Here is a 19,570-nt window from a genome sequence, read left to right as displayed (position 1 = left end):
CTATTTGTGGCAGACCACACAGCTACTTGTTGCTTCGTCAAGACCATAGATGTCATCGACCGTTTCCGCGGTTCTGCCGGATAGTGGGTTGATCCGCCGGCTGCGCCGCAGGCGTTCCCGGCGTTTCTCGTAATCGGACTTGATCTGTTCAACTCGCTCGGGTGAGATCAGATCCGTTAGGCTTTCGCCTTGGCTCCATGTGAACGGCGAGCCGTCTCGTAGCGCAGTCTTTTCATAGTCAACGGCCTCGGCAAATCGATCTGGATGGTGCTCGGCGAGCCGAACCCACTCGATCTTCTGCTGGTAGAAGCAAAATGTGCAGCCGGACCGGGAGCGCCATTGATAATAGGCTGGTTCGCCAACATCTGACTGCTCAAGTATTTCGATGACCCCGGTACGGTCGACACCTGCTTGACGAAGCGGAAGATGGACCCGCATATTGGGGTGCGTCGCTTGATAGCCCTCGCGGCTTGGCTCATCAGCGCGGATGGCAACGTAGGAGTGGACGATCGTTCCGTTTTCCAGATCCTTTTGCAGCCAATGCTCCAGCGGCCGGAGTTTGAGCTGGCGCGTGCACCAGCGGGTGCGGGGCGAGGGCAGAAAATTGCCGTACTCATCCAACCAGAAATCAAAATCCCGATCGGGGTTAAGCCGGCGGATCGGGCGGCCAAGAAAGCCTTCGAGCTTATCCAGGAATGTATAGACCTCAGGCAGCTCCTTACCGGTGTCTGTGAAGAAATACTCGATCGGCAACTCTGGATAATGCTGCCGCATGTAAACGGCGAGCGCGGCGCTGTCGCGCCCGCCTGAGAGACCGAGGATATGACGTTCCCTACTCATTGCCTACCAACCTCATCTTCGCCATCGGCAGCCATCATCGCGACTGCACGCGCCAATGCAGCAAGCTGCAGTCGTCCACTCTTGTTTTCTGATCTGAGCGAAGCCACCAAGCGATCAGCGATTCCGGCTGCGGCCAGCTTTTCGCTCTCGCTCAGCTCGAAGCTGCGCATCAGCGGCGGCGTCTTAGGGTCGAGGCCGACGACAAGTGCAAGGGCCTCGGTCTGGGAGCGTCGATCTCGCACAATCGCTAGAGCCTCAAGCTCCCGGAAACGTCGCCCGTATCGAGCAATCTCTGTCAAAGCCTCCTGTCGGTCTCTATCAGACCAATTTCGGGCGGGGCGGTGCAACAGGACGCTAACGGTGCTCTCAATGTCGCCTTTTCCGAGTTCCATTGCCGCAACGCGATCTGCGAACGCATCGAAATTGTAATCGTTCGTCAGGCCCTTCAGCAGCGATGCACGTTCCGCAATTCCCGCAAAACTCGCGGCATCGATACCGAGCGCCTTTGCAAGTGCGAGACGCAACTCATCGAGAAGCGCTGGATAGCTCGCTTCGGCGGCTTGGAGGGCATGATAGACCGCCTCGGGGGAGAGATCCTCACCGAGAGCAGCCGGAAGATCGTCAAACAAGAGACGCTCGGGGTCGTCCGACTTCATTACGATGCCGCGGATCTTCACCGCCAAGGGATCAAGATTGGTGGTCCGCTTTGCGAACTGTGAAAGCTCTTCGAACCGCTGAAATAGAGCTGCGGCAACAGGCAATGACCCCCCATGATGGTCAACGCCGAGGAGTTGCGCGAGTCCGCTGAGAAACGCGGTTTCGCGCACGGACCGGTCGATCCGCCTCAAACGGAAGAGGCCGGGCTTCTGCAAAAGCTTGTCGACGACGACGTCATCGATTGCTGTTTGATAGACCCCGTCGATATAGACAGCGACGCTTTCGTGTTTGGCAAGCATATAGGCAAGTGCCAGCACCGGCATGACACCGGCTTTGATGCCGTAGGGCGGCCGAGCCCACTCCGCATAAACAGCGTCGAGAGGCTTTTCGCCCGCAAGGTCGATTACCTCCCACGCAGGCCGAAGCGATGCTCCCTCTTGACTATCGTCTGGCTCTGAAAAACCAAACACGCCGCCCTTGATCTCTTTGTGCAGTCCGAACGGTCGAAGCAAAGTAAGATACAGGCCGAGCTCTGCAGGATACTGGGTCATCCCCAGCTGCTCATCTGCATACGAGTTGACCATCGCATGAGCCAGTTCACGCAAAGCCGCCATCGAATTCGACGATGGTTTGTCTCGCTGCAGCAACTCGCTTTTGATAATCGGCGCGTTGAAGAAACCGGCGTCGGCCAGTGCACTTGAGACGACCGTTAACGGTGCGCGAATGGCGTGGCCCGGTTGAGGCGCCAAGTACCAGCTTGCATTCCCAAATGCAGTCTCGAGTGTCCGATGAAGCTGATCGATACAGTGGGATTGTCTCGCGGCGATCTCCCGCCTCGCTATCCTGTCGCCCTCCAGCTGCGGGTGCTCACGGAAAACACGTTCGACCGCCAGCAACTCTGCGGCCGTTGACCGGAGGGCAAAACTGTCATTTGCACCCCCTACGGCAATCACACGCTCCTCCGTTGCCAGGGCTTCGGCGGCTTTCTGCGCAAATAGATTGACTGATTTTGTCGTCAAAGAACCGTCGCCGAGGAGCAATAGCAAAAGGCCGCTTCCACGAAGGGGACGAGCCAAAATGGCGCTCGTCAAGGACTCAATCGTATCTTGTGGACCGACGACCTGCAGCGCTATCTCAAAGGTCCTGAGCGCGCCTTTCTGGAAATAATGCCGCTTGGCTGTGGCAAAGCCCATCCCGACCCGGCGCGGAATATCCGCGAGTTCAAGCGCGTCCGCCGGCTGAATAGCCCGGCCAATCGCCTCCTCAAGATCGAAGTCGCTACCGGCAAAGAGGGCATATCCACCTAGGCGTGGCTGCCGGATAAGAATAGCCCAATCGACGAGATCCTTGATCGCTCCGCTGATTGCTTTCGTCGTAAAGCCTGGCACGGACGCGCTCAAAAAGTCGTCTGCAAGCACGACGCCAGATCCGTTCCGGAAAAACTCGATGATCGCGGCCGCTTTCGTCAATGCGACGTGTAGACCGGTTCCTTTGACACTGGCCCGCTCGATGGCCTCGAATGCGAGGCTGAAGCGGTTACCGTCCACACCCGCGGTAAGGGCCATTCCGAAGTTCGCAACAAGATAGTCCCAGAGCATTGCGGGATCGTAGGTTCCGGCCTCCAGATCGGTGGTCTCGAGAAACTCTTTGAAGCCGGAGGGTTCAGCTGAACTCAAGAAGCCAAACACGCTTCGCTCATTTTGGGCAAACCGCGCTCGCGAGATCGGCCCGAGCAGAAGTGCGCTCACCGGGTTAAGAGGCCATGTGTGCGCAAGTGCGTCCGCCAGAACGTCAACGTCCGTGGGACGACGTTTGGCGACCGCTTCAGCAACAATGCGGGCGCCGGACCTATCGTGATCAGAGCGCTCCGTGGCGATGGCCCGGCCAAGCAGCGCAACTGTTTCGTCTGCACCTGAAAGAAATGCGATGTCCTGGTAGCGGCCTTGAACCTTGCGCCACTCCTGACGAGCATCGCGGGCGGCACGCGCGGTGTACTGGTCAAAAGACTGGTGCAGAATGCCGATGACAACCAAGCGGCCGCTGCTGCGCGACGCATGCTCGGCGAGATCCTGAAGCAGATGAACGTCGCCGCCCTCAAGTGCTTCGTGCTCAAGAAGCTTGCCAAGTTCGTCGAGAATGAGGAGTGTTCCACTTGACGCGTCTTCGCCGCCCTCGACCAAAGCCTTGATAAGGCGATCATCGCTTGCTGCGAATTGTGACGCAATATCCGGCGACCAGCCAAGCGCGTTGCGTGCGGCTTCGACGATTGCATCCCGGAGCCGTGTACGGCTTCCGGTAACGGCGACAACTTTCCAGGCGCCGCCGGTTTCCGGGAACGCCTCGTCGAACAGGGTCGAAAGAGGCTCCCCCGCGATGTCTCGAGCAATCTTCCTGTTCTTCTTTGCGCCCGCCACCAGGTTCGCGAGCAGCAAGGCAGCGCTTGACTTGCCGCCGCCATAAGGACCGGTCCACGTGAAGGCGCCTTGATGGTGGTCCCGCTGGCTCTCACCAAGGGTACGCAGAGATTTCGCAACGCTTGCCTGCAAGACGTATCCCACCAAAGGCGGCGTGCCGTTCAGGTCCGCGTCGAGCCGGGCCGATCGCGCAAAACGGCGATCAATGGAAACTACGCTGGAAAGCTTGCTCATGCTGCGATCTGACGGTCGAGTTTGCGTGGGTAAGCGAGAGAAAGAACCGTCGTTGGATCGAACTCGGACGTGCGCTGGATCTGGCGAAGACCGGCCGTGTCTACCCATTGCCAAGCGCCTGCAGTCAGATCGTCAAGCCGCATCAGCCTGGAAACTACGCTGTCTTCGTCCAGTTTGAAAACGCGGCCTGGCGAGCCCGCTCCATAACATATCTGCTCAGCCGTCAATGTAGTCGCGCCGCCGGATCGTTCCCAGAACTGACCTAGTGCGAAAGCGAAAACGGCGTCATGGAGGCTTGGCTTGGGACCGCGAACAAACTCGTACCAGCCGCCAAGCCGCGCTTCTCGGATCAGTGCAAGTTCTGCCAACAGAGGCTCTGCGGCGTCTTCGTTCAGAGTATCTGCGCGCCGCACATAACTGCGCAACAAAACCTCGATGTCGCGTTTTAATGTTCCGCGCGTTGCCCGCCATCCGTTGCTCTCGACTAGGACCATGAGCTGGTCAAGCAACATCGCCGGGTCAAACTCGATCGCATTGAGCAAGTTGAATGCGTAGTAGGCAGTTGTTGTCATCACCGGCGTGCTGGCGATATGCCAATGAGCAAGCCAAATTGTTGACGGTTGCTCCAGGTAGGGGTCGAGACCGTCGTCGCTGAGAATCGCATGACCAACCCCGGTCGGGGCAATGACACGATCAATTTCGGAGAAAAAGCCAGAAGCGAGCGCCCAATAGCGCATCGACACGGCCATATTGCGCCCGACGCCGAAACGAGTTATTGCATCTTGTTCTTGGAATGTTCTATAATCAGCTCCGCTTCCGATTGCGTCGAAGGCTTTCTTCAACCATAGCAATCGAAGCGGGAAGGTTTCGTGTCCCGCAAATTGCCCTCTCGAATCGATCTTTATCATAGCGTGTCCCATGAAGGGACCTTACTGGTGAAGCTCTCCAGTTTCAAGCCGAGACAGTGCGGCAGCCTCAACAATGTAGTTGGCGGCGGTCAGTATCTCGTCAGGATCTTGGTAGCGATTACAGAAAATCCGTACAACGCCGCGCGCAGCTGTCTCCGAAAGGCCAATGGATTCAAGTACATGAGAAATTCTGATTTGCCCTGATGAGCATGCGGAGCCTGTTGAAAGCGATACATGGCGCGCAATGCGAGCGCACAGCTCGTCTGCATCAACGTCGAGCAACTGGATGGACGCGGTACCTGGAACCGTTAGCGCATCGCCGGTTATCCGCCGAAAGCGGAGCTGCCGTTGTTGAAGGGTTTGAAGCAACTGCTCGATCAGCCCGGCGCAGTGGTCCCGATCGGATTGAAGACGATGGGTTGCAACCTGTACTGCCGCGCCAAAGCCTGCAATGAGAGCGACCGGTTCAGTTCCTGGTCTTAGACCGCTCTGCTGACCGCCTCCGAAAGTCAGTGGAAGCGGCTTCGGCGCTGAAGCAGCGACAAAAAGCGCGCCTATTCCCATCGGTCCATAGCACTTGTGCGCCGAAAGTGTGAGATAGTCGACATCAAGTTCGAGGACGTCGCAGTCGATCTTGCCGGCAGCCTGCGCCGCATCGCTGTGGAAGAGCGCGCCGCTCGCATGCGCCAAGGCAGCAGCTTCTTTGACCGGTTGTATGACTCCGGTCTCGTTGTTGACCATCATCACGGATGCAAGGAGGAGGTCTTCGTCGACAAGACGTGCGAATTCGGCAAGATCGAGCCGGCCGCGATGATCGACGGGAGCGATGCTGATTTCAAATCCTTCGGACTTAAGGGCCTGTGCAGGTTCCAATACGGCTTTGTGTTCGACCGCCGAAACAAGGATTCGTTTGCGTTTGGGTTCTAGCGCGCGAGCCGCCCGCGCTACTCCCACAATCGCGAGATTGTCGGCTTCGGTTGCGCCCGACGTGAAGGTCATCTCGCTTGCCGCAGCGCCGATGAGATCGGCAACCGCTTGGCGGCCATCGGCAATTGTGCGGGCGGCAATTTCGCCTGAAACATTTGGCGAACCGGCATTGCCCGGGCGTGCCCAAACGGCAAGCATTGCATCGCGAGCTTCAGGCGCAAGTGGCAGAGTGGCAAAGCCGTCGAGATAGATTGGCTGCCCCATTTGAAAATCTTCCCGCTCAGAGCTCGCTTTCGATGCTAAAAAGAATCGAAGGGTGAGGTTTAAGATGTCGAACGATATAGCGAATGAGCCACTACAAGAAAATTCCAATAATTACAGCGCCGCAGAGCGCATCCGGATAGCTGATGTCTATCGAGAGCAGTATGCACATTTCCGGTCGATGAACGACATCTTGTATAAGATCCCTCCGCTTTTTACCGTCGCGCTAGGAGGCCTATGGTATTTCGCAGCTTCTCAGCTCAAAACTGATCGGATTATCGCGGCAGGTATCTTCATATTCTGTGTCATCCTGAGTTTAGCGTTTATAAACATCATGGACAGGTTCGGACGAGCGTTCAACGGTTATCTGAATAACCTTAACAAGCTGGACGGGGAGTATCGAGTAACCTTGAAGCCTTCAAGGATGCCATCGACTGTTAAGACAATCCAACTTCTTCTTCTGGCTTCGGCGGTTGTTTCGCTCGTCGGCGCAGGGCATGCGATCAGAATGCAATTAATACAATCGACCTCCATCAATGAGGCGGCAAAATTGTCAACGACGCCTTAAAGCGAGATCCCGAGAGAGGTTAGAAGATCAAGTCAACCGGCACCGGTTCCGGTTGGGCGGTTCGTATCTTTGGAGATCTAGACTCTTAGGATGTTGGGCGATTTTATCTGAGATTACGTGCTATCTCCAACTATGCGATCAAGGCTAAAATACATGGCGTCCGTTATCTTGCCAAGGGTCCCGTCTTTGCGAAAGCGCCTGCCGGAAACGACAAAGGTGACACGTTTCTCAGTAGAGTAGAGTGAAATCGACTCCGCTGAAATACGCGTTAGCACCCCATTCTGCTGCGACGCGACGATGTCGCCAGGCCTGATGCCGAGAACGGCTTGCGCAAGCTGCGATCGCTCGGCCTCGATTTGCTGCTCCCAACGCTCCAAGTCACTTTCAATATGGACAAATGCTTCGCGGGCCGCCCGAAACGGGCGTTCGGAGCCGAACCAGATCCGGTCCGCCATGGCCAAGGTCTCGTCCGGAACCGACCTGTCCAAGGCGTAGGCGGCGTGGGTGAGCATTTCGAAAATCCGCTCGGCCTCATCGAGTGCCTGCAAACGCGCGAGATAGGGTTTGACCTTTGCTTCGGAAATGCCTGGCGACAGGACCTTGTCCATGTCGCCATCCAGGAAGTCGATCGGCATGACGTCACGCAACTTGATCCTGCTCGTCGCGTGCCTTTCGGGTAGGTCATCCTCGCGCCACGACCGCCGATACCATTCTATCCAGGCCGCGTCTGGCGAAATGCAGAGGTAACTGTTCAGAATGAAATCTGATTCCGGCTGGTATAGATGCGTGCTCGACCATGCATGGTCTGCGGCTGACAGCGGTTGGACCACATGGCTGAGATTCTGGTCCCGCGCGATCCGCGCAAGTGTCGCTATCCTGGCCTGGAGTTCTGCCGTCCACCTGACGAATGCGATCGGACCTGCAGCCGAAAACGAATGTCGCTTGCCTTCTGTCTCGAAGGCCAGCAATTGCGGACGGGCAAGTGGCATCAATCGCTCGACGAGCTTTGCGATGCTTGGCCTGACCGACGTCCCCCATTTGACGTCGACCCGACCACTCTCTGCCCCTTTCTGTGCCTGCCCTTGGATCAAGAGCGTCGTCTCAGAAACTGCCGGGTTACCTGTTCAACTTCCATCGAGATTCTAACGTTCAAAAAACTCACGCCGCCAGCTTTGGAATCACGCGTTCGACCAGTCGCAGGAATCGTTGGTTGCGAGCCCCCGCAACCAATAAAAACACCCGCCGCAAAGGCGGGTTTTTTATTCTCAACGCGTTCAGAATTGAACCCCTCTTCACAGCCCCACAACAAGGCAAAGCCATCGTAGGGCCTATCGCGGTTCTGGACCCGGTTCGCCCAATGCAGGCAAAAGCTCTCACAAAGCTAAAGACGTCGCTTCAACTATAACTCCTCCTCGGATAAGCCATGGGGCTTTCGCCTGATGGCTTGCTGCGCTGTCACTCTGGAAGAATGTGCACCGGTGTGCCCTTGTAGGCCGGCGTTTTCGAACGCTTCTCGTGATAGGATAGCGGAACGAGCGGATTGAGCTCGGGGTAGTAGCCGGCGACGCATCCCGGCGGCAGATCGTAGGGGGTGACGGTCAGGCCGGAGACAGTCCGCTCTATGCCATCGTTGATGTCGCATGTCAGTGATACGGTCTGGCCTTCGTTAAGCCCCAGACGCCGCATCTCGTCGCGGTTGATCAGCACAACATCGCGGCTTCCCTCAAGTCCGCGCAGCCGGTCCGAATAGCCATAGATCGTCGTGTTGAACTGGTCGTTGGAGCGGAGTGTGATGAGGGTCATTCGGTCGGGCGAAGGCCCGGTGGCGCCGGCATCCTCGCCGAGGCTGGTGATCGTCGTCGGCGTCGTGAATTCCGCCTTGCCGCTTTCGGTGTCCCACTTGCGCTCGCGGGCCGAATTGCCGCGATAAAAGCCGCCCGGCTGGTGAAGCCGCGCGTTGAAATCGTGAAACTGGTCCGGATAGGTTTCGGCGATCAGATCGCGGATCAGGTCGTAGTTTGCGGTCCACTCATCCCACTGCAGCCTGGGATTTTCAGGGAGGGTTGCCTTGGCGATGCCGCAGACGATGGCGACTTCGGAAAGCAGCGCATCGCTTGGCGGCTCGGCATTGCCGATGGAACCGTAGACGTGGCTGAGCGAATCCTCCATCGATACCGCCTGGCGACCGGTCGCCTGCTTGTCGATATCGGTCCGGCCGAGACAGGGCAGGATATAGGAGGCGGAGCCGGGTGTCAGATGCGACCTGTTGAGCTTGGTGGCAACGCTGACGGTCAATTGAAGGCGCGGCCAGGCTTCTTCCATTCTTGTCCGGTCGGGCAGAGCCCGCACGAGATTGCCGCCAAGGGAGACCAGCGCCTTCACCGAACCGTCGAGAATGCCCTCGCAGGTCTCGACGGCATTGCGACCGTCTTCACGCGGGGCGGTGAAGTTGAACATCTCTTCGAGCCTGTCGAGCGGAATGCTCGCCGTCTTCTCGCCGATCCCGACCGTGCGCTGGCCCTGCACGTTGGAATGGCCACGAACCGGTGAGATACCGGCGCCCGGGCGTCCCATATGGCCGCGCAGCAGAAGCAGGTTGACGAGCATTCCAAGGTTCAGCCAGCCGTTGACATGCTGCGTCAGGCCCATGCCGTAAATGCCGATAACCCTTGGAGAGGCGAGATATATGTCCGCCGCTTCCGCGATCATGGCCCGGTCGAGGCCCGAATGCGCCTCGATGTCCGCCCATTGCATGGCTTCAACGGCCGCGCGCATCGACCGGAAACCCGTGGTCTCGTTGTCGATGAAAGGTCTGTCCAATACGGTTCCGGGAGCCGCCTCTTCCGCGGCGAACACGCATTTCATCATTCCCGCCAGCACCGCGATATCACCGCCCGGCCGCACCTGGTAATACCGGCTGGAAATTTTCGTCGACTTCCCCACTGTCATCTGGACGATGTTCTGCGGATCCACGAATTCGATCAGCCCGCGTTCACGCAAGGGATTGAACGTGACGATCTTGCAGCCGCGGTCGACTGCCGCCTTCAGCTGATGCAGGAAGCGCGGGCTGTTCGTGCCGGTGTTCTGGCCGAAGAAGAAGATCGCGTCGCACTTTTCAAAGTCCTCCAGCGTGCAGGTGCCGACGGGCGTGCCGATAAAGGTCTTGAGATTAACGGATGTCGTCTCGTGGCACATGTTGGACGACTGCGGCAGGTTGTTGTTGCCGTAGACGCGGGCGAGGAGCGCGTAGAGATAGGAGGCTTCCAGGCCGGCATGGCCCGATGCGTAGAAGACGGTCTCTTTCGGGTCCAGCGCCGTCAGCTCTGCGCCGATGTCGCGAAAGGCTTCGTCCCATTCCACGGCAACATAGCGGTCGGCCGCTGCATCATAGCGCATCGGATGCGTCAGGCGGCCGGCATGTTCGAGATCGTGATCCGGCCAGGTTCTGAGTTCCGTCACGGTATGTTCGGAGAAAAAGTCGGGCGTGACACGCTTCGGCGTGATTTCCCAAAGCGTAGCCTTGGCGCCGTTTTCGCAGAATTCGAAGGTCTTTGGGTTTGCTGGCTTCGCCCAGGCGCAGGAAGAGCACATCACGCCCTTCGGCTTGTTGAGTTTCGCGAGCACCTTGAGCGCCATGGGAGAGCTGCGCTCCTCGCCGTATATTCTCGCCACGCCTTCCAGTGAGCCCCAGCCGCCAGTTGCGTGTTCGTATTCGGGCGTTTCCGGATCATGCCCGACCGCGCTGTGCGACCTGCCTTCATCATTGTCGTTCATTGCCATTTTCTCCTCATGCTCCCGGCGACATCGAAGGACAGAGATTTCCGCAGACGGTCGCATGCAGCTGCAAATCCATTGTCGGGAGTTCGACAGGAAAACGCCGGGCCGTCAGCCTTTGTTCCTGGCTGCGACATCGGTGCCGGGCCGGATCAGACGCGTTCCGCGATCCGGCTTCTCAGAAATGCCAGCAGCAGGGATTCAGTCGTGCTCAATCCGGAATGGAGTTTCGCCCGCCGGCCGCGCCAGTTGCGGAAACGCTTCAGCATGTCCGCATCACCCGAGGCGAGCGCCAGAACGCGTGGATGGACATAACTCTTGCGGCATATGGCCGGCGTGTTGTGAAGTTCAGCCGCTGCGGCCTCGCAGAGGGACTTGATGGTTGGGCGCTCGCCTGCATCCAGGGCCGCGACGGCGCAACCGAAGGCGGCGACCGAGCCGCCCCAGGTGCGAAAGGATTTCGCCGAAATCGCCTGTCCGGAAATAGTCTTGAGATAGTCGTTGAGCCTGCCGGAATCGATCGCGGCGCGGCGCCCTTCTCCGTCCCGCCAGGCAAACAGCTGCCGCCCCGGAAGATCGGCGATCTCTTCCAGAACCTTCTGGAGACGCCTGTTCTTGAGCGTCTTCTGGACGCGGTTGCCGCCCTTCGCGACAAAGCGCAGCTTCAGCCGACCGTCTTCGATTTTCAGATGTCTCTTTTCGAGAGTCGTCGCGCCGAACGTCCGGTTTTCGATCGCGTAGCGCTCGTTTCCCACACGGATATGCGTGAGATCGAGAAGCATGACGAGCGCCGCCAGGACGACCTTCTCCGTGTCGGGACCATTGGCGAGGTCACGGGCAATGCGCCGGCGGATGCGTGGCAATGCGCTGCCCATCTGCTGGAGCTGGGCAAATTTCAGGCCGCTGCGATGCTCATGCCAGTCGGGGTGATAGCGATATTGCTTTCGCTTGCGCGCGTCGAAACCGGTTGCCTGAAGATGCCCGAGCGGATCGAGGCATATCCAGACATCGCTATAGGCCGGTGGAACGGCCAGTCCGTTTATCCTTAGGATCTCGGCCTTGTTGCGTAGTCGCTTGCCGTCCGGCGTATGGTAGATGAAACCATCGGTGGCAGCGCGACGCGAGATCCCCGGTTCGCAATCGCTCGAGAACACGAGGCCCAGATGTGAGATCGCCTTGCGCCCGTTTTTCAACGGATTGCCAAGGCTAGACATCATGGACGATGCATCAACCGGCTGACCTGCCATGTTTTCCTCCCAGACGGAGGGAACAGATTGGGCGTGGAATTGTTCCTGACGGTGCGAAGAGGTTCGGGTCGAAAATCCGGCTTTGAAGGTGACCGCTCTGGTTCATCCAGATGCTCGTTGAAGGAATGAACATGGCTCCGACATCCGGAACAGAAGAAGAGGACGACGGCAAAATGCCGGCTGACGAAAATTCGGCTACGAATCATGACGACGAGCATTTGAGCCGGAACGAAAAGCAGGAAGTGGACGAACGCGCCCAGCTCAGGCCTGTCGCCGTTTACGAGATTGTCAGGAAGGAGGGGGAATCGGAACTCGCCAGGCCGACCAGCAGCCTCCTGTGGTCGGGATTTGCAGCGGGTCTGTCCATCGGATTTTCGGTCTTCAGCCAGGCGGCGCTACGCCACTATCTCCCGGACGCGGACTGGCGACCGCTGGTGGAGTGCTGGGGCTACGCCGTCGGCTTCCTGATCGTCATTCTAGCCCGACAGCAGCTCTTCACCGAGATCACGCTGACCGCCATGCTGCCCTTTCTGGCGAAGCCGAACGTCAAATGCATGTGTGCCATCGCCAGGCTCTGGTCGCTCGTTTTTGCGGCCAATCTGGCCGGCACGCTGATTTTCGGAGCGGGAATTGCGTTCGATATCCTTCACACGCCCGAGGTCAGGGCCGCGGCGCTCGAGATCGCCCGGGAAGCCGTGGAGCCCTCGCGTGGCTACATGTTCCTGCGCGCCATTGCGGCCGGCTGGCTGATCGCCACAGTCGTATGGCTGTTGCCGTCAGCGGAAAGCTCTCGTTTCCCGGTCATCGCGCTGCTGACCTATCTTATCGCCCTGTTCCACCTTTCGCACATTGTTGCCGGTTCGGTGGAAGCTGCTTCGCTCATCTTTTCCGGCGGTCTCGACGTGGGACCCGCCATCACCAATTTCTATCTTCCAACACTTTTCGGCAATGTGATCGGCGGCAGCGCTCTCTTTGCCCTCGTCAGCTACGCCCAGATCGCCGAAGAACTCGAGACGTCTGTCGATCAGAAATAGGAACGGGGAAATCCGATGCAGGGTCGACTGCCCCTGCATCGGAGCAGCCTTGTCCGGCGAAACAAGGCGTTGTGGTCTAGGCCGCTCCAGCCGTGTTCCCCGTCAGCATTTCGATAACATCGGGCGGGATTGCCGCCATCACAGCCGGGCCAGGATTTGCATCATGACAATCACCACCAAGGTGGACCTTCGCGCCGCAAGACCATTATGGGCCGCCACCCCGGACATCAGCGTCGAAACGCAGGCGCTCCCGGGACGCAGGGATTACGACGTGATCATCGTCGGTGGCGGTGTTTCCGGTGCGATCGTTGCCCGGATGCTGGCAGGCGGCAACCGTCGCATTCTGGTCCTCGACAGACGATCGCCCGTCCATGGTTCGACGATGGCGAGCACCGCCATGATCCAATACGAGATCGATGTGCCGCTCTTCAAGCTCTCCGCAATGATCGGGGAAGACAAGGCCGTGAGGGCCTGGCGGAGGTCTGCCAGGGCCGTGAAGGATCTTGTCGACCTCTTGAAGGAGCATTCCATCGATTGCGCATTGGAGGAAAAGAAGACGCTCTTTCTCGCCGGCGACGACCTGGGTTACAGGGCGCTGCGCAAGGAAGCGGAATTGCGCGCTGCCAACGATCTCTCGGCGGAATATCTTGAGGGATCGCGGCTGGTTGAAGAATACGGGCTCGAAAGGACGGGTGCGATCCGCTCGGATTGTTCGGCCTCCGCCAATCCCGCCCGCATGACCGCGGGACTTTTCCGTTCGCTGTCGCAAGCCGACGTGACCGTGTGCAGTCCGGTCGAAATCACCGACTATCGGGAAAGCGGCGACGAAGTGGTGCTGGCGACTGCCGACGGTCAACTGCTTTCCGCGGGACACGTCGTCTTCTGCACCGGTTACGAGTTTTTAAAGCCGATGCGAAGCCAGCATCACCAGGTCATGGCCACATGGGCTGTCGCGACACGCCCGCATGCGCCGAGGCCGGCATGGCTAGGCTCTCACATCGTCTGGGAGGCGAGCGATCCGTATCTCTATTTTCGCGCCACGCCGGACGGTCGCATCATTGCCGGCGGCGAGGACGAAACAACGGCGGCAAACATCACCGATCCGGACATCATGAGGCGGAAGGTCGCCCGCATAGGCGACAAGCTCGAAGCGCTTCTCGGGCGGCGGGTCGGTAAATTCGCCTATCGGTGGTCGGCGCGTTTCGGAACGACGGATGACGGTCTTCCGATCATCGATCACGTGCCCGGATGCAGCCGGGTTCTCTCCGTCATGGGCTTCGGGGGAAATGGCATCACCTTCAGCATGATTGCCGGTCAGATTATAAAGTGCCGCATATCCGGCAAGTCCGATCCGGACAGCGATCTTTTCGCCTTTCGCTGACACGCAAAATGCAGAAATGGCCTGGCAGGGCTTTGGGAATTTACTGGCTGACCGGCGAAATGCAGGGGCGAATCACGCCGCTATAGGAGTGGTACGTATCGGTGCCGGCATCGTAGGAACGATAGCGGGACTGGCACCAGGCCACATGCGCCGGATCGCCGCCGGAATCCTTTTGAGCCATAGCCTGTTCGGTGGGCTTGCTTGCGGAGCCGGGAAACGCGCATGTGCGAATGTCACCGCTATAGGCCCGGTATGTGTTGGTTTGCGGATCGTAGGAACGGTAACGGGCGCCGCACCAGGCAAGCTGTTCAGGCGACACCTGCGCGACTGTGCCGCCAGATTGGTCATTGGTGTGCATTGCGTTGCGGTCTCCAGCCGACGCCGTTTCGCTAGCACTGTCGACCGGGAGCGTGGCAGACGTCGATTTGGGGTTCAAAGACGCAAGTTCGATCGTCTTCCGCTCGTCGTCTGTCACATAGGAAGAAAAACGTGGGGCCAAGCGCTCCAGGCTCTGTCTGGAAGTGTCGATGCGCACGGGTTTTGACACCCAAAGCTGATCGGATTCCATCGGACGTAGCGGGCTGCTGCCCGATGAAGGTGTGACCAGAGACGCCACCGCCACCCCCGTCCAGACCATTGCGATGGAACTGGCAATTCCAAAGGTAAGCGTTGCAGCCGAGCGCATTTGAACCTCCTGATAACCACGGATTTCACTTATTCATCGGGCAGGCTTCAGAAGAAGTTGAATATTGCGCCTGTTGCCTTGGCCCTCTTGCCTCAGATCCAATACGCGTGGCTGGGTATATTTGTTCCCTTCGAGAATTTGTTTTCAGCTGGCTTTTCCTCTTTTTCTCGAAACGGCTGCAGGTATTTCGTATTTGACCGAGGAACAAACCGCTGACGACTTCGTTTCCACTAGGCCTACAAAGGAGAGATGTCATGAATGGAATTATTTATCTCGTTGGCCTGGTGGTCGTTGTGGGATTTATTCTCTCGATGCTCGGTTTTGCATGAGTGTCCGCTGACGACCAAGGTCTTGAAAGTGAGCCGAAGTGCCGGATAGGGCTTCGGCTCCTTTGCATTCGGAAGCCTTTAACGTCTTTTGCATCCAACCTTTTCCGGTACGCGGATCCGGTCGATGGTTTGCCCGACTGAAAGATGCGACCGCTCGACCGGCCGCATAATCCCGGACGTCCAGTGACGGGAATGATTGAGCGGGCGCGATGCTGTCAAAATGGTGTCCGTGATTCAGGGTGAACCCACGGATGGTTTAAGCGCAAAGAAATCGGCGGCGAACTTGTCGTTATCCTCGGCCTTGCCGATGCTGACGCGGATGAAGTCGCGGAAGCCTGCCTGACGCCACGGCTTGACGATGGTGCCCGTCTTCAGAAGCGCGGTCGCGACGGCGTCCGAGGGCTGGCCGGCGTCGAAGAAGAGAAAATTGCCCGCCGATGGAGCGACCCGGAAGCCCTTCTCCGTCAGCATCCGCGCCAGCCTCTCCCGTTCGGAGAGGATATAGCGCACACCGGTCTGGACATGGTCGTCGTCGGCGATGGCGGCCAGCGCGGCGGCCTGGGCGGCCGCGTTGATGTTGAACGGCGTGCGGACCCTGTCGAGGTAGGATTTGAATTCAGGGCTGCTGGCAACGCCATAGCCGATCCGCAATCCCGCAAGGCCATAGGCTTTCGAGAGCGTCCGCAGGACAATCCAGTTGAGGCCCGACCCCTTCAGCTCTTCAAGCGCGGAGGGGAAATCCTCTTCCAGCGCCGCATATTCGAAATAGGCTTCGTCGACGACCAGCAGCGTGTCCGTCGACAGGGAACCGATCAGCCGGCGAAACGCGTCCGTGCCCAGCCAGGCGCCGACCGGGTTCATCGGGTTGGAGAAGATCAGCATCTTGGCGCGATTGCCTGCTTCGATCAGGGCGTCGAGCGGGATGGCAAAGTCACTGCCGATGACGACCCGTTCGACCGTTGCCCCCATCGTCGTCGCATAGTCTTCGTGCAGCGGAAACGAGGGATAGAGCGTCGCCACAACGTCTCCGGGGTTCAAGACCGCGCGGCAGACCGCTCCGATCAGGTCCTCTGAGCCGTTGCCGAAGATGATCGTCTGCGGATCAACGGACAGTTTGTCGGCCAGCGCGGCGCCGACGCTGCGGGCCAGGGGGTCGGGATAGAGCGCGATCGACGTACCAAGCGCATTCATCGCCTGAACGGCCTTCGGCGACGGCCCGAAGGGATTCTCGTTGGAGCCGAGCTTGGCGATGCTTGCTGGCTGGTAGGCCGCCATCACTTCCTCGATCGTCAGGCCGGCATTGTAGGGTGTCAGTGCCCGGACTTCATCGCGTATATGCTTGCCCAATGGCATGGTCTTTTCCCCTTCGCGGAAAGGATGTTGGAGATGCGGCTACCCTCAGTTCTGCGAGGGAATGAAGTGTGCGGTCAGCGTCCATTTGTGGCCCGGATAGGTCAGCCGGGCGAAGGTCACCGGTTCGCCGGCGCGCCATGTGCGCCGCTCGATGGCGAGGCATGGCGCGCCGGCGGCCATGTCGAGGTTTTTCGCCGTCGCCTCCGAAGCTTCTATGGCCGCGATCCGGTGTTCGGCCGCCGTCCATGGCACATGGTTGAGAAGCCAGGCGCCCGGCGACAGCGTCTTGAATTCCTCCTCTGCCGCATCCGGCACGGCGGCCAGATGTATGCTTCTCTCCTCCAGGCAGAATGGCTGTTCGTCCGCCAGATGCAGGCACTCGATGTCCAGCATCTGCTGCCGTTTGGATGGCTGCGATCCGGCTTCCTCATCCTTGGAAATCGGCCGGATGCGCCGTACCAGAATCTGATAGCGATATGGCAGGCCGAGCGCTTTCACCTCGTCCTTGACGTCCGAGATCTCGAGGATGGCGCTGTGGGTTCGTTGCGGCAGAACGAAGCTTCCGGTCTTTCGGCGCCGGACGATCAGGCCGGCCCGGGCAAGCTGGGCCAGGACCTTGCTGACCGTCATGCGCGAGCACTGGTATTGCTCGGTCAGTGCGATTTCAGAGGGTACCCTGTGTCCGGGAGGCCAGGCGCCAGTCAGGATGTTCTGCTCGATTTCGCCGAGGATGCGCTGATGCAATGACGGCGTGACGGTCGAAGCCTTGTTGCTGTCCTTCATCGGATCATCTCGTCTCGCATCTCCTGTTGGGGCCGGTCCATCCTCAAAGCAGGGCGGACGCACCGCGGTCCAGGTAGGTGTCCAGGAACTGTTCGAGCCGGGGATGGCGCGGCTTCTGGAAGACCTCGGAAGGCGGCCCCCGGAACAGCAGCTTTCCGTGGTCGAGGAAGTTGATCTGGCTGGCGACGGAGGCGGCAAAGCCGATTTCATGCGTGACGACAACCATCGTCATGCCTTCCTCCGCGAGGCTGCGCATGACGTTCAGCACCTCGCCGGTCAGTTCCGGGTCGAGGGCCGATGTCGCCTCGTCGAACAGCATGATCTTCGGTTGGCGTGCCAGCGCCCGGGCGATCGCCACGCGCTGCTGCTGGCCGCCGGAGAGCTGCGACGGGTAGTGATTGGCACGGTGCTCCAGCCCGACTTTCTTCAGCTGCATCATGGCCAGTTCCTCGGCGTCGGCCTTCTTCATGCCGTCAACCGTCTTCAGTGCCTCGCTGACATTGCCGAGCGCGGTCATGTGCGGCCACAGGTTGAACTGCTGGAACACCATGCCGATCTGCGAGCGCACCTCACGGATGGAGGAGACGGGCAGCCGTTCGCGCACACCTTTTGCGTTCTCGAAGAAGCCCAGGGCCTGGCCACCGATCGAGATGGTGCCCTGCGTATGTTCCTCGAGGAAGGCGATGCATCTGAGCAGCGTGCTCTTGCCGGAGCCGGAGGGGCCGATCAGGCAGGCCACCTGGCCCTGTGCGACTTCAAGATCGATGTCCTGAAGAACGGTGACGTCTCCGAACGTCTTGGCGAGGTTTCTGACTTCGATGGCGGGTGTCGTCATGGCTAGGAGAACCTGTATCTGGAGAGCCGGGTTTCGGCGGCCCGGCCCAATCGGCCGGCCAGTTCCACCAGACCCCAATAGATGATGGCGAGCAGGAAGATGGCTTCGAGGAAGGCATATTGTTGGGAGCCGAGGGCGCTGATCGTCAGCGTCATCTCGGGAACGGTGATGATCGAGAGCACTGCCGTTTCCTTGAGAAGGATGATCGACATGTTGGTCGATGGCGGCAGAACCAGCATGGTCATCTCCGGCAGCAGAATCCGCCGGATGATCTGGCCGCGGGTAAAGCCGAGGCATTCCGCCGCCTCGATGTGGCCTCTCGGCACCGCGACGAAGCCGGCGCGGAAGATCTCGCTGAAATAGGCAGCACCATAGACGCACAGGCAGAACAGGCCGGCCGGAATGGGATCGAGCGCGATCCCGGCATAGGGGCCGCCATAATAGAGAAGGAAGATCTGGATCAGGAACGGCGTGCCGCGAAGAACCTCGACGCTAAGGGCGAGGACCGCGGCAGCCGGTTTCGGACCATAGCGCCGCACGACCGCCACGAAGAAGCCGAGGATCACGGCACCGATCGTGCCGCCGATCCAGAGCGACAGGGTCACCAGCGCTCCCTTGAAGATCGCCGGCAGGCTGGCAAGGATCAGATCGATATCGAAAGTCATCAGGCTTGCCCCGGCAGGTTTCGTTCAACGACGCGTCCGAGCAGCGCGACCACCCAGTTGATGATCAGGTAGAGCAGTCCAGCGGCGGCAAAGATCTGCAGGGGCTGGAAGGTGCTTGCCGACAGGTCCTGCGCCATGCGGGTCAGTTCGACGACGCCGACCACGGAAATCAGGGACGAGGATTTCAGGATCAGGATGGCTTCGTTTATCAGTGCGGGAAGCGTCATCCGCACGGCGAGCGGCACGCGGATGCGCGTGAAGGTCTGGCGCGGGTTCAATCCGGCCATGTCGGCGGATTCGATCAGGCCTGTCGGTACGCTTTCAAACCCGCCGCGGAGATTTTCCGCCTGGTAGGCCGACGTGCAGAGCGCCAGGCCGGCGATGGCCGCGACCACGCTCGGCACGTTGATGCCGATGACCGGCAGGAGATTGTAGATCAGCAGCAGCTGCACCAGCAGCGGCACGCCGCGAAAGAAGCTGACATAGATGCGCGCAAGCTTGACCAGCCAACGCTTGCCCGAAAGCAGGCAGGCCGAAATCAGGATCGCCAGGATGAGACCGATCACGATCGATATGACGCTGATGACGACCGTGTGGACGGACGCCTGCACAAGCAGCCAGAACAGTTTTGTAGACATTGCCTAGGTCGTCCGCATTGGTTCGACGGCGGAGGGT

General features: G+C 59.3%; 16 protein-coding genes. 3 read left to right on the top strand and 13 right to left on the bottom strand.

From position 1 onward, the window contains the following. Genes ACU5AZ_RS10330 through ACU5AZ_RS10315 form a run of 4 tightly spaced genes read right to left on the bottom strand, consistent with a single transcriptional unit; the run spans position 1 to position 6,244 of the window. Positions 1-840 carry a phosphoadenosine phosphosulfate reductase family protein gene (locus tag ACU5AZ_RS10330; RefSeq protein WP_446822310.1) on the bottom strand — a complete coding sequence of 280 codons (840 nt, stop codon included), beginning with the start codon at positions 838-840 and terminating at the stop codon, positions 1-3. After that, positions 837-4,145, bottom strand: a complete 3,309-nt coding sequence (locus ACU5AZ_RS10325) for a hypothetical protein (protein ID WP_446825902.1) — start codon at positions 4,143-4,145, stop codon at positions 837-839. The genes ACU5AZ_RS10330 and ACU5AZ_RS10325 overlap by 4 nt, the downstream gene beginning before the upstream one ends. Next, positions 4,142-5,053 carry a DUF4007 family protein gene (locus ACU5AZ_RS10320; protein WP_446825901.1) on the bottom strand — a complete coding sequence of 304 codons (912 nt, stop codon included), beginning with the start codon at positions 5,051-5,053 and terminating at the stop codon, positions 4,142-4,144. The genes ACU5AZ_RS10325 and ACU5AZ_RS10320 overlap by 4 nt, the downstream gene beginning before the upstream one ends. Positions 5,054-5,074: 21 nt before the next feature. Beyond that, positions 5,075-6,244 (bottom strand): cysteine desulfurase family protein, encoded by a 1,170-nt coding sequence (locus ACU5AZ_RS10315; protein WP_446825900.1) that lies wholly within the window; start codon positions 6,242-6,244, stop codon positions 5,075-5,077. Between the two features lie 64 nt (positions 6,245-6,308). On the opposite strand from ACU5AZ_RS10315, the gene ACU5AZ_RS10310 reads away from it, so the two are divergent. Next, a complete protein-coding gene (locus ACU5AZ_RS10310; protein ID WP_446825899.1) occupies positions 6,309-6,809 on the top strand; it encodes a hypothetical protein in 501 nt (166 codons plus the stop codon). Positions 6,810-6,922: 113 nt separating this feature from the next. Here ACU5AZ_RS10310 and ACU5AZ_RS10305 read toward each other — a convergent pair whose 3' ends face one another. From ACU5AZ_RS10305 to ACU5AZ_RS10295, 3 genes are all read right to left on the bottom strand, one after another. Further along, positions 6,923-7,798 (bottom strand): hypothetical protein, encoded by an 876-nt coding sequence (locus ACU5AZ_RS10305; RefSeq protein WP_446825898.1) that lies wholly within the window; start codon positions 7,796-7,798, stop codon positions 6,923-6,925. 466 nt (positions 7,799-8,264) lie between these two features. Then, entirely contained in the window at positions 8,265-10,589 is a 2,325-nt protein-coding gene (locus tag ACU5AZ_RS10300) for an FdhF/YdeP family oxidoreductase (protein ID WP_446825897.1), read from the bottom strand. 146 nt (positions 10,590-10,735) lie between these two features. Further along, entirely contained in the window at positions 10,736-11,797 is a 1,062-nt protein-coding gene (locus ACU5AZ_RS10295; RefSeq protein WP_446825977.1) for a DNA topoisomerase IB, read from the bottom strand. A 251-nt stretch (positions 11,798-12,048) separates the two neighbouring features. Between ACU5AZ_RS10295 and ACU5AZ_RS10290 the strand changes: the two genes are divergently transcribed. Continuing rightward, entirely contained in the window at positions 12,049-12,864 is an 816-nt protein-coding gene (locus tag ACU5AZ_RS10290) for a formate/nitrite transporter family protein (RefSeq protein WP_446825896.1), read from the top strand. A 163-nt stretch (positions 12,865-13,027) separates the two neighbouring features. After that, positions 13,028-14,245, top strand: a complete 1,218-nt coding sequence (locus ACU5AZ_RS10285; protein WP_446825895.1) for an NAD(P)/FAD-dependent oxidoreductase — start codon at positions 13,028-13,030, stop codon at positions 14,243-14,245. A gap of 40 nt (positions 14,246-14,285) precedes the next feature. Here ACU5AZ_RS10285 and ACU5AZ_RS10280 read toward each other — a convergent pair whose 3' ends face one another. The 6 genes from ACU5AZ_RS10280 to ACU5AZ_RS10255 form a co-directional block, all read right to left on the bottom strand. Continuing rightward, complete coding sequence (locus ACU5AZ_RS10280; protein WP_446825894.1) at positions 14,286-14,930, bottom strand: BA14K family protein; 645 nt, start codon at positions 14,928-14,930, stop codon at positions 14,286-14,288. 563 nt (positions 14,931-15,493) lie between these two features. Next, positions 15,494-16,612: a histidinol-phosphate transaminase gene (gene hisC / locus ACU5AZ_RS10275; protein WP_446825893.1), complete on the bottom strand. Its 1,119-nt coding sequence runs from the start codon at positions 16,610-16,612 to the stop codon at positions 15,494-15,496. A gap of 45 nt (positions 16,613-16,657) precedes the next feature. Beyond that, positions 16,658-17,395, bottom strand: coding sequence for a histidine utilization repressor (gene hutC / locus ACU5AZ_RS10270; protein ID WP_446825892.1), 738 nt, complete (start codon positions 17,393-17,395; stop codon positions 16,658-16,660). A 43-nt stretch (positions 17,396-17,438) separates the two neighbouring features. After that, positions 17,439-18,230 (bottom strand): amino acid ABC transporter ATP-binding protein, encoded by a 792-nt coding sequence (locus tag ACU5AZ_RS10265; protein WP_446825891.1) that lies wholly within the window; start codon positions 18,228-18,230, stop codon positions 17,439-17,441. Between the two features lie 2 nt (positions 18,231-18,232). Continuing rightward, the gene (locus tag ACU5AZ_RS10260) at positions 18,233-18,895 is read right to left on the bottom strand and encodes an amino acid ABC transporter permease (protein ID WP_446825890.1); all 663 of its coding nucleotides are present in this window, start codon (positions 18,893-18,895) and stop codon (positions 18,233-18,235) included. Next, positions 18,895-19,533, bottom strand: a complete 639-nt coding sequence (locus tag ACU5AZ_RS10255) for an amino acid ABC transporter permease (protein WP_446825889.1) — start codon at positions 19,531-19,533, stop codon at positions 18,895-18,897. Before ACU5AZ_RS10255 ends, ACU5AZ_RS10260 begins: the two co-directional genes overlap by 1 nt. Positions 19,534-19,570 lie beyond the last annotated feature (37 nt).

This window comes from Rhizobium sp. PAMB 3182 (assembly GCF_052908355.1).
Note: the sequence above shows the minus strand (reverse complement) of the source record. Positions and strands in the feature narration are given on the sequence as shown.

What these genes read in the sequence shown, in the direction of transcription:
- ACU5AZ_RS10330 (WP_446822310.1), bottom strand. Translation starts at nt 840, where the DNA reads ATGAGTAGGGAACGTCATATCCTCGGTCTCTCAGGCGGGCGCGACAGC.
- ACU5AZ_RS10325 (WP_446825902.1), bottom strand. Translation starts at nt 4,145, where the DNA reads ATGAGCAAGCTTTCCAGCGTAGTTTCCATTGATCGCCGTTTTGCGCGA.
- ACU5AZ_RS10320 (WP_446825901.1), bottom strand. Translation starts at nt 5,053, where the DNA reads ATGATAAAGATCGATTCGAGAGGGCAATTTGCGGGACACGAAACCTTC.
- ACU5AZ_RS10315 (WP_446825900.1), bottom strand. Translation starts at nt 6,244, where the DNA reads ATGGGGCAGCCAATCTATCTCGACGGCTTTGCCACTCTGCCACTTGCG.
- ACU5AZ_RS10310 (WP_446825899.1), top strand. Translation starts at nt 6,309, where the DNA reads ATGTCGAACGATATAGCGAATGAGCCACTACAAGAAAATTCCAATAAT.
- ACU5AZ_RS10305 (WP_446825898.1), bottom strand. Translation starts at nt 7,798, where the DNA reads ATGCCACTTGCCCGTCCGCAATTGCTGGCCTTCGAGACAGAAGGCAAG.
- ACU5AZ_RS10300 (WP_446825897.1), bottom strand. Translation starts at nt 10,589, where the DNA reads ATGGCAATGAACGACAATGATGAAGGCAGGTCGCACAGCGCGGTCGGG.
- ACU5AZ_RS10295 (WP_446825977.1), bottom strand. Translation starts at nt 11,797, where the DNA reads ATGTCTAGCCTTGGCAATCCGTTGAAAAACGGGCGCAAGGCGATCTCA.
- ACU5AZ_RS10285 (WP_446825895.1), top strand. Translation starts at nt 13,028, where the DNA reads ATGACAATCACCACCAAGGTGGACCTTCGCGCCGCAAGACCATTATGG.
- ACU5AZ_RS10280 (WP_446825894.1), bottom strand. Translation starts at nt 14,930, where the DNA reads ATGCGCTCGGCTGCAACGCTTACCTTTGGAATTGCCAGTTCCATCGCA.
- hisC (WP_446825893.1), bottom strand. Translation starts at nt 16,612, where the DNA reads ATGCCATTGGGCAAGCATATACGCGATGAAGTCCGGGCACTGACACCC.
- hutC (WP_446825892.1), bottom strand. Translation starts at nt 17,395, where the DNA reads ATGAAGGACAGCAACAAGGCTTCGACCGTCACGCCGTCATTGCATCAG.
- ACU5AZ_RS10265 (WP_446825891.1), bottom strand. Translation starts at nt 18,230, where the DNA reads ATGACGACACCCGCCATCGAAGTCAGAAACCTCGCCAAGACGTTCGGA.
- ACU5AZ_RS10260 (WP_446825890.1), bottom strand. Translation starts at nt 18,895, where the DNA reads ATGACTTTCGATATCGATCTGATCCTTGCCAGCCTGCCGGCGATCTTC.
- ACU5AZ_RS10255 (WP_446825889.1), bottom strand. Translation starts at nt 19,533, where the DNA reads ATGTCTACAAAACTGTTCTGGCTGCTTGTGCAGGCGTCCGTCCACACG.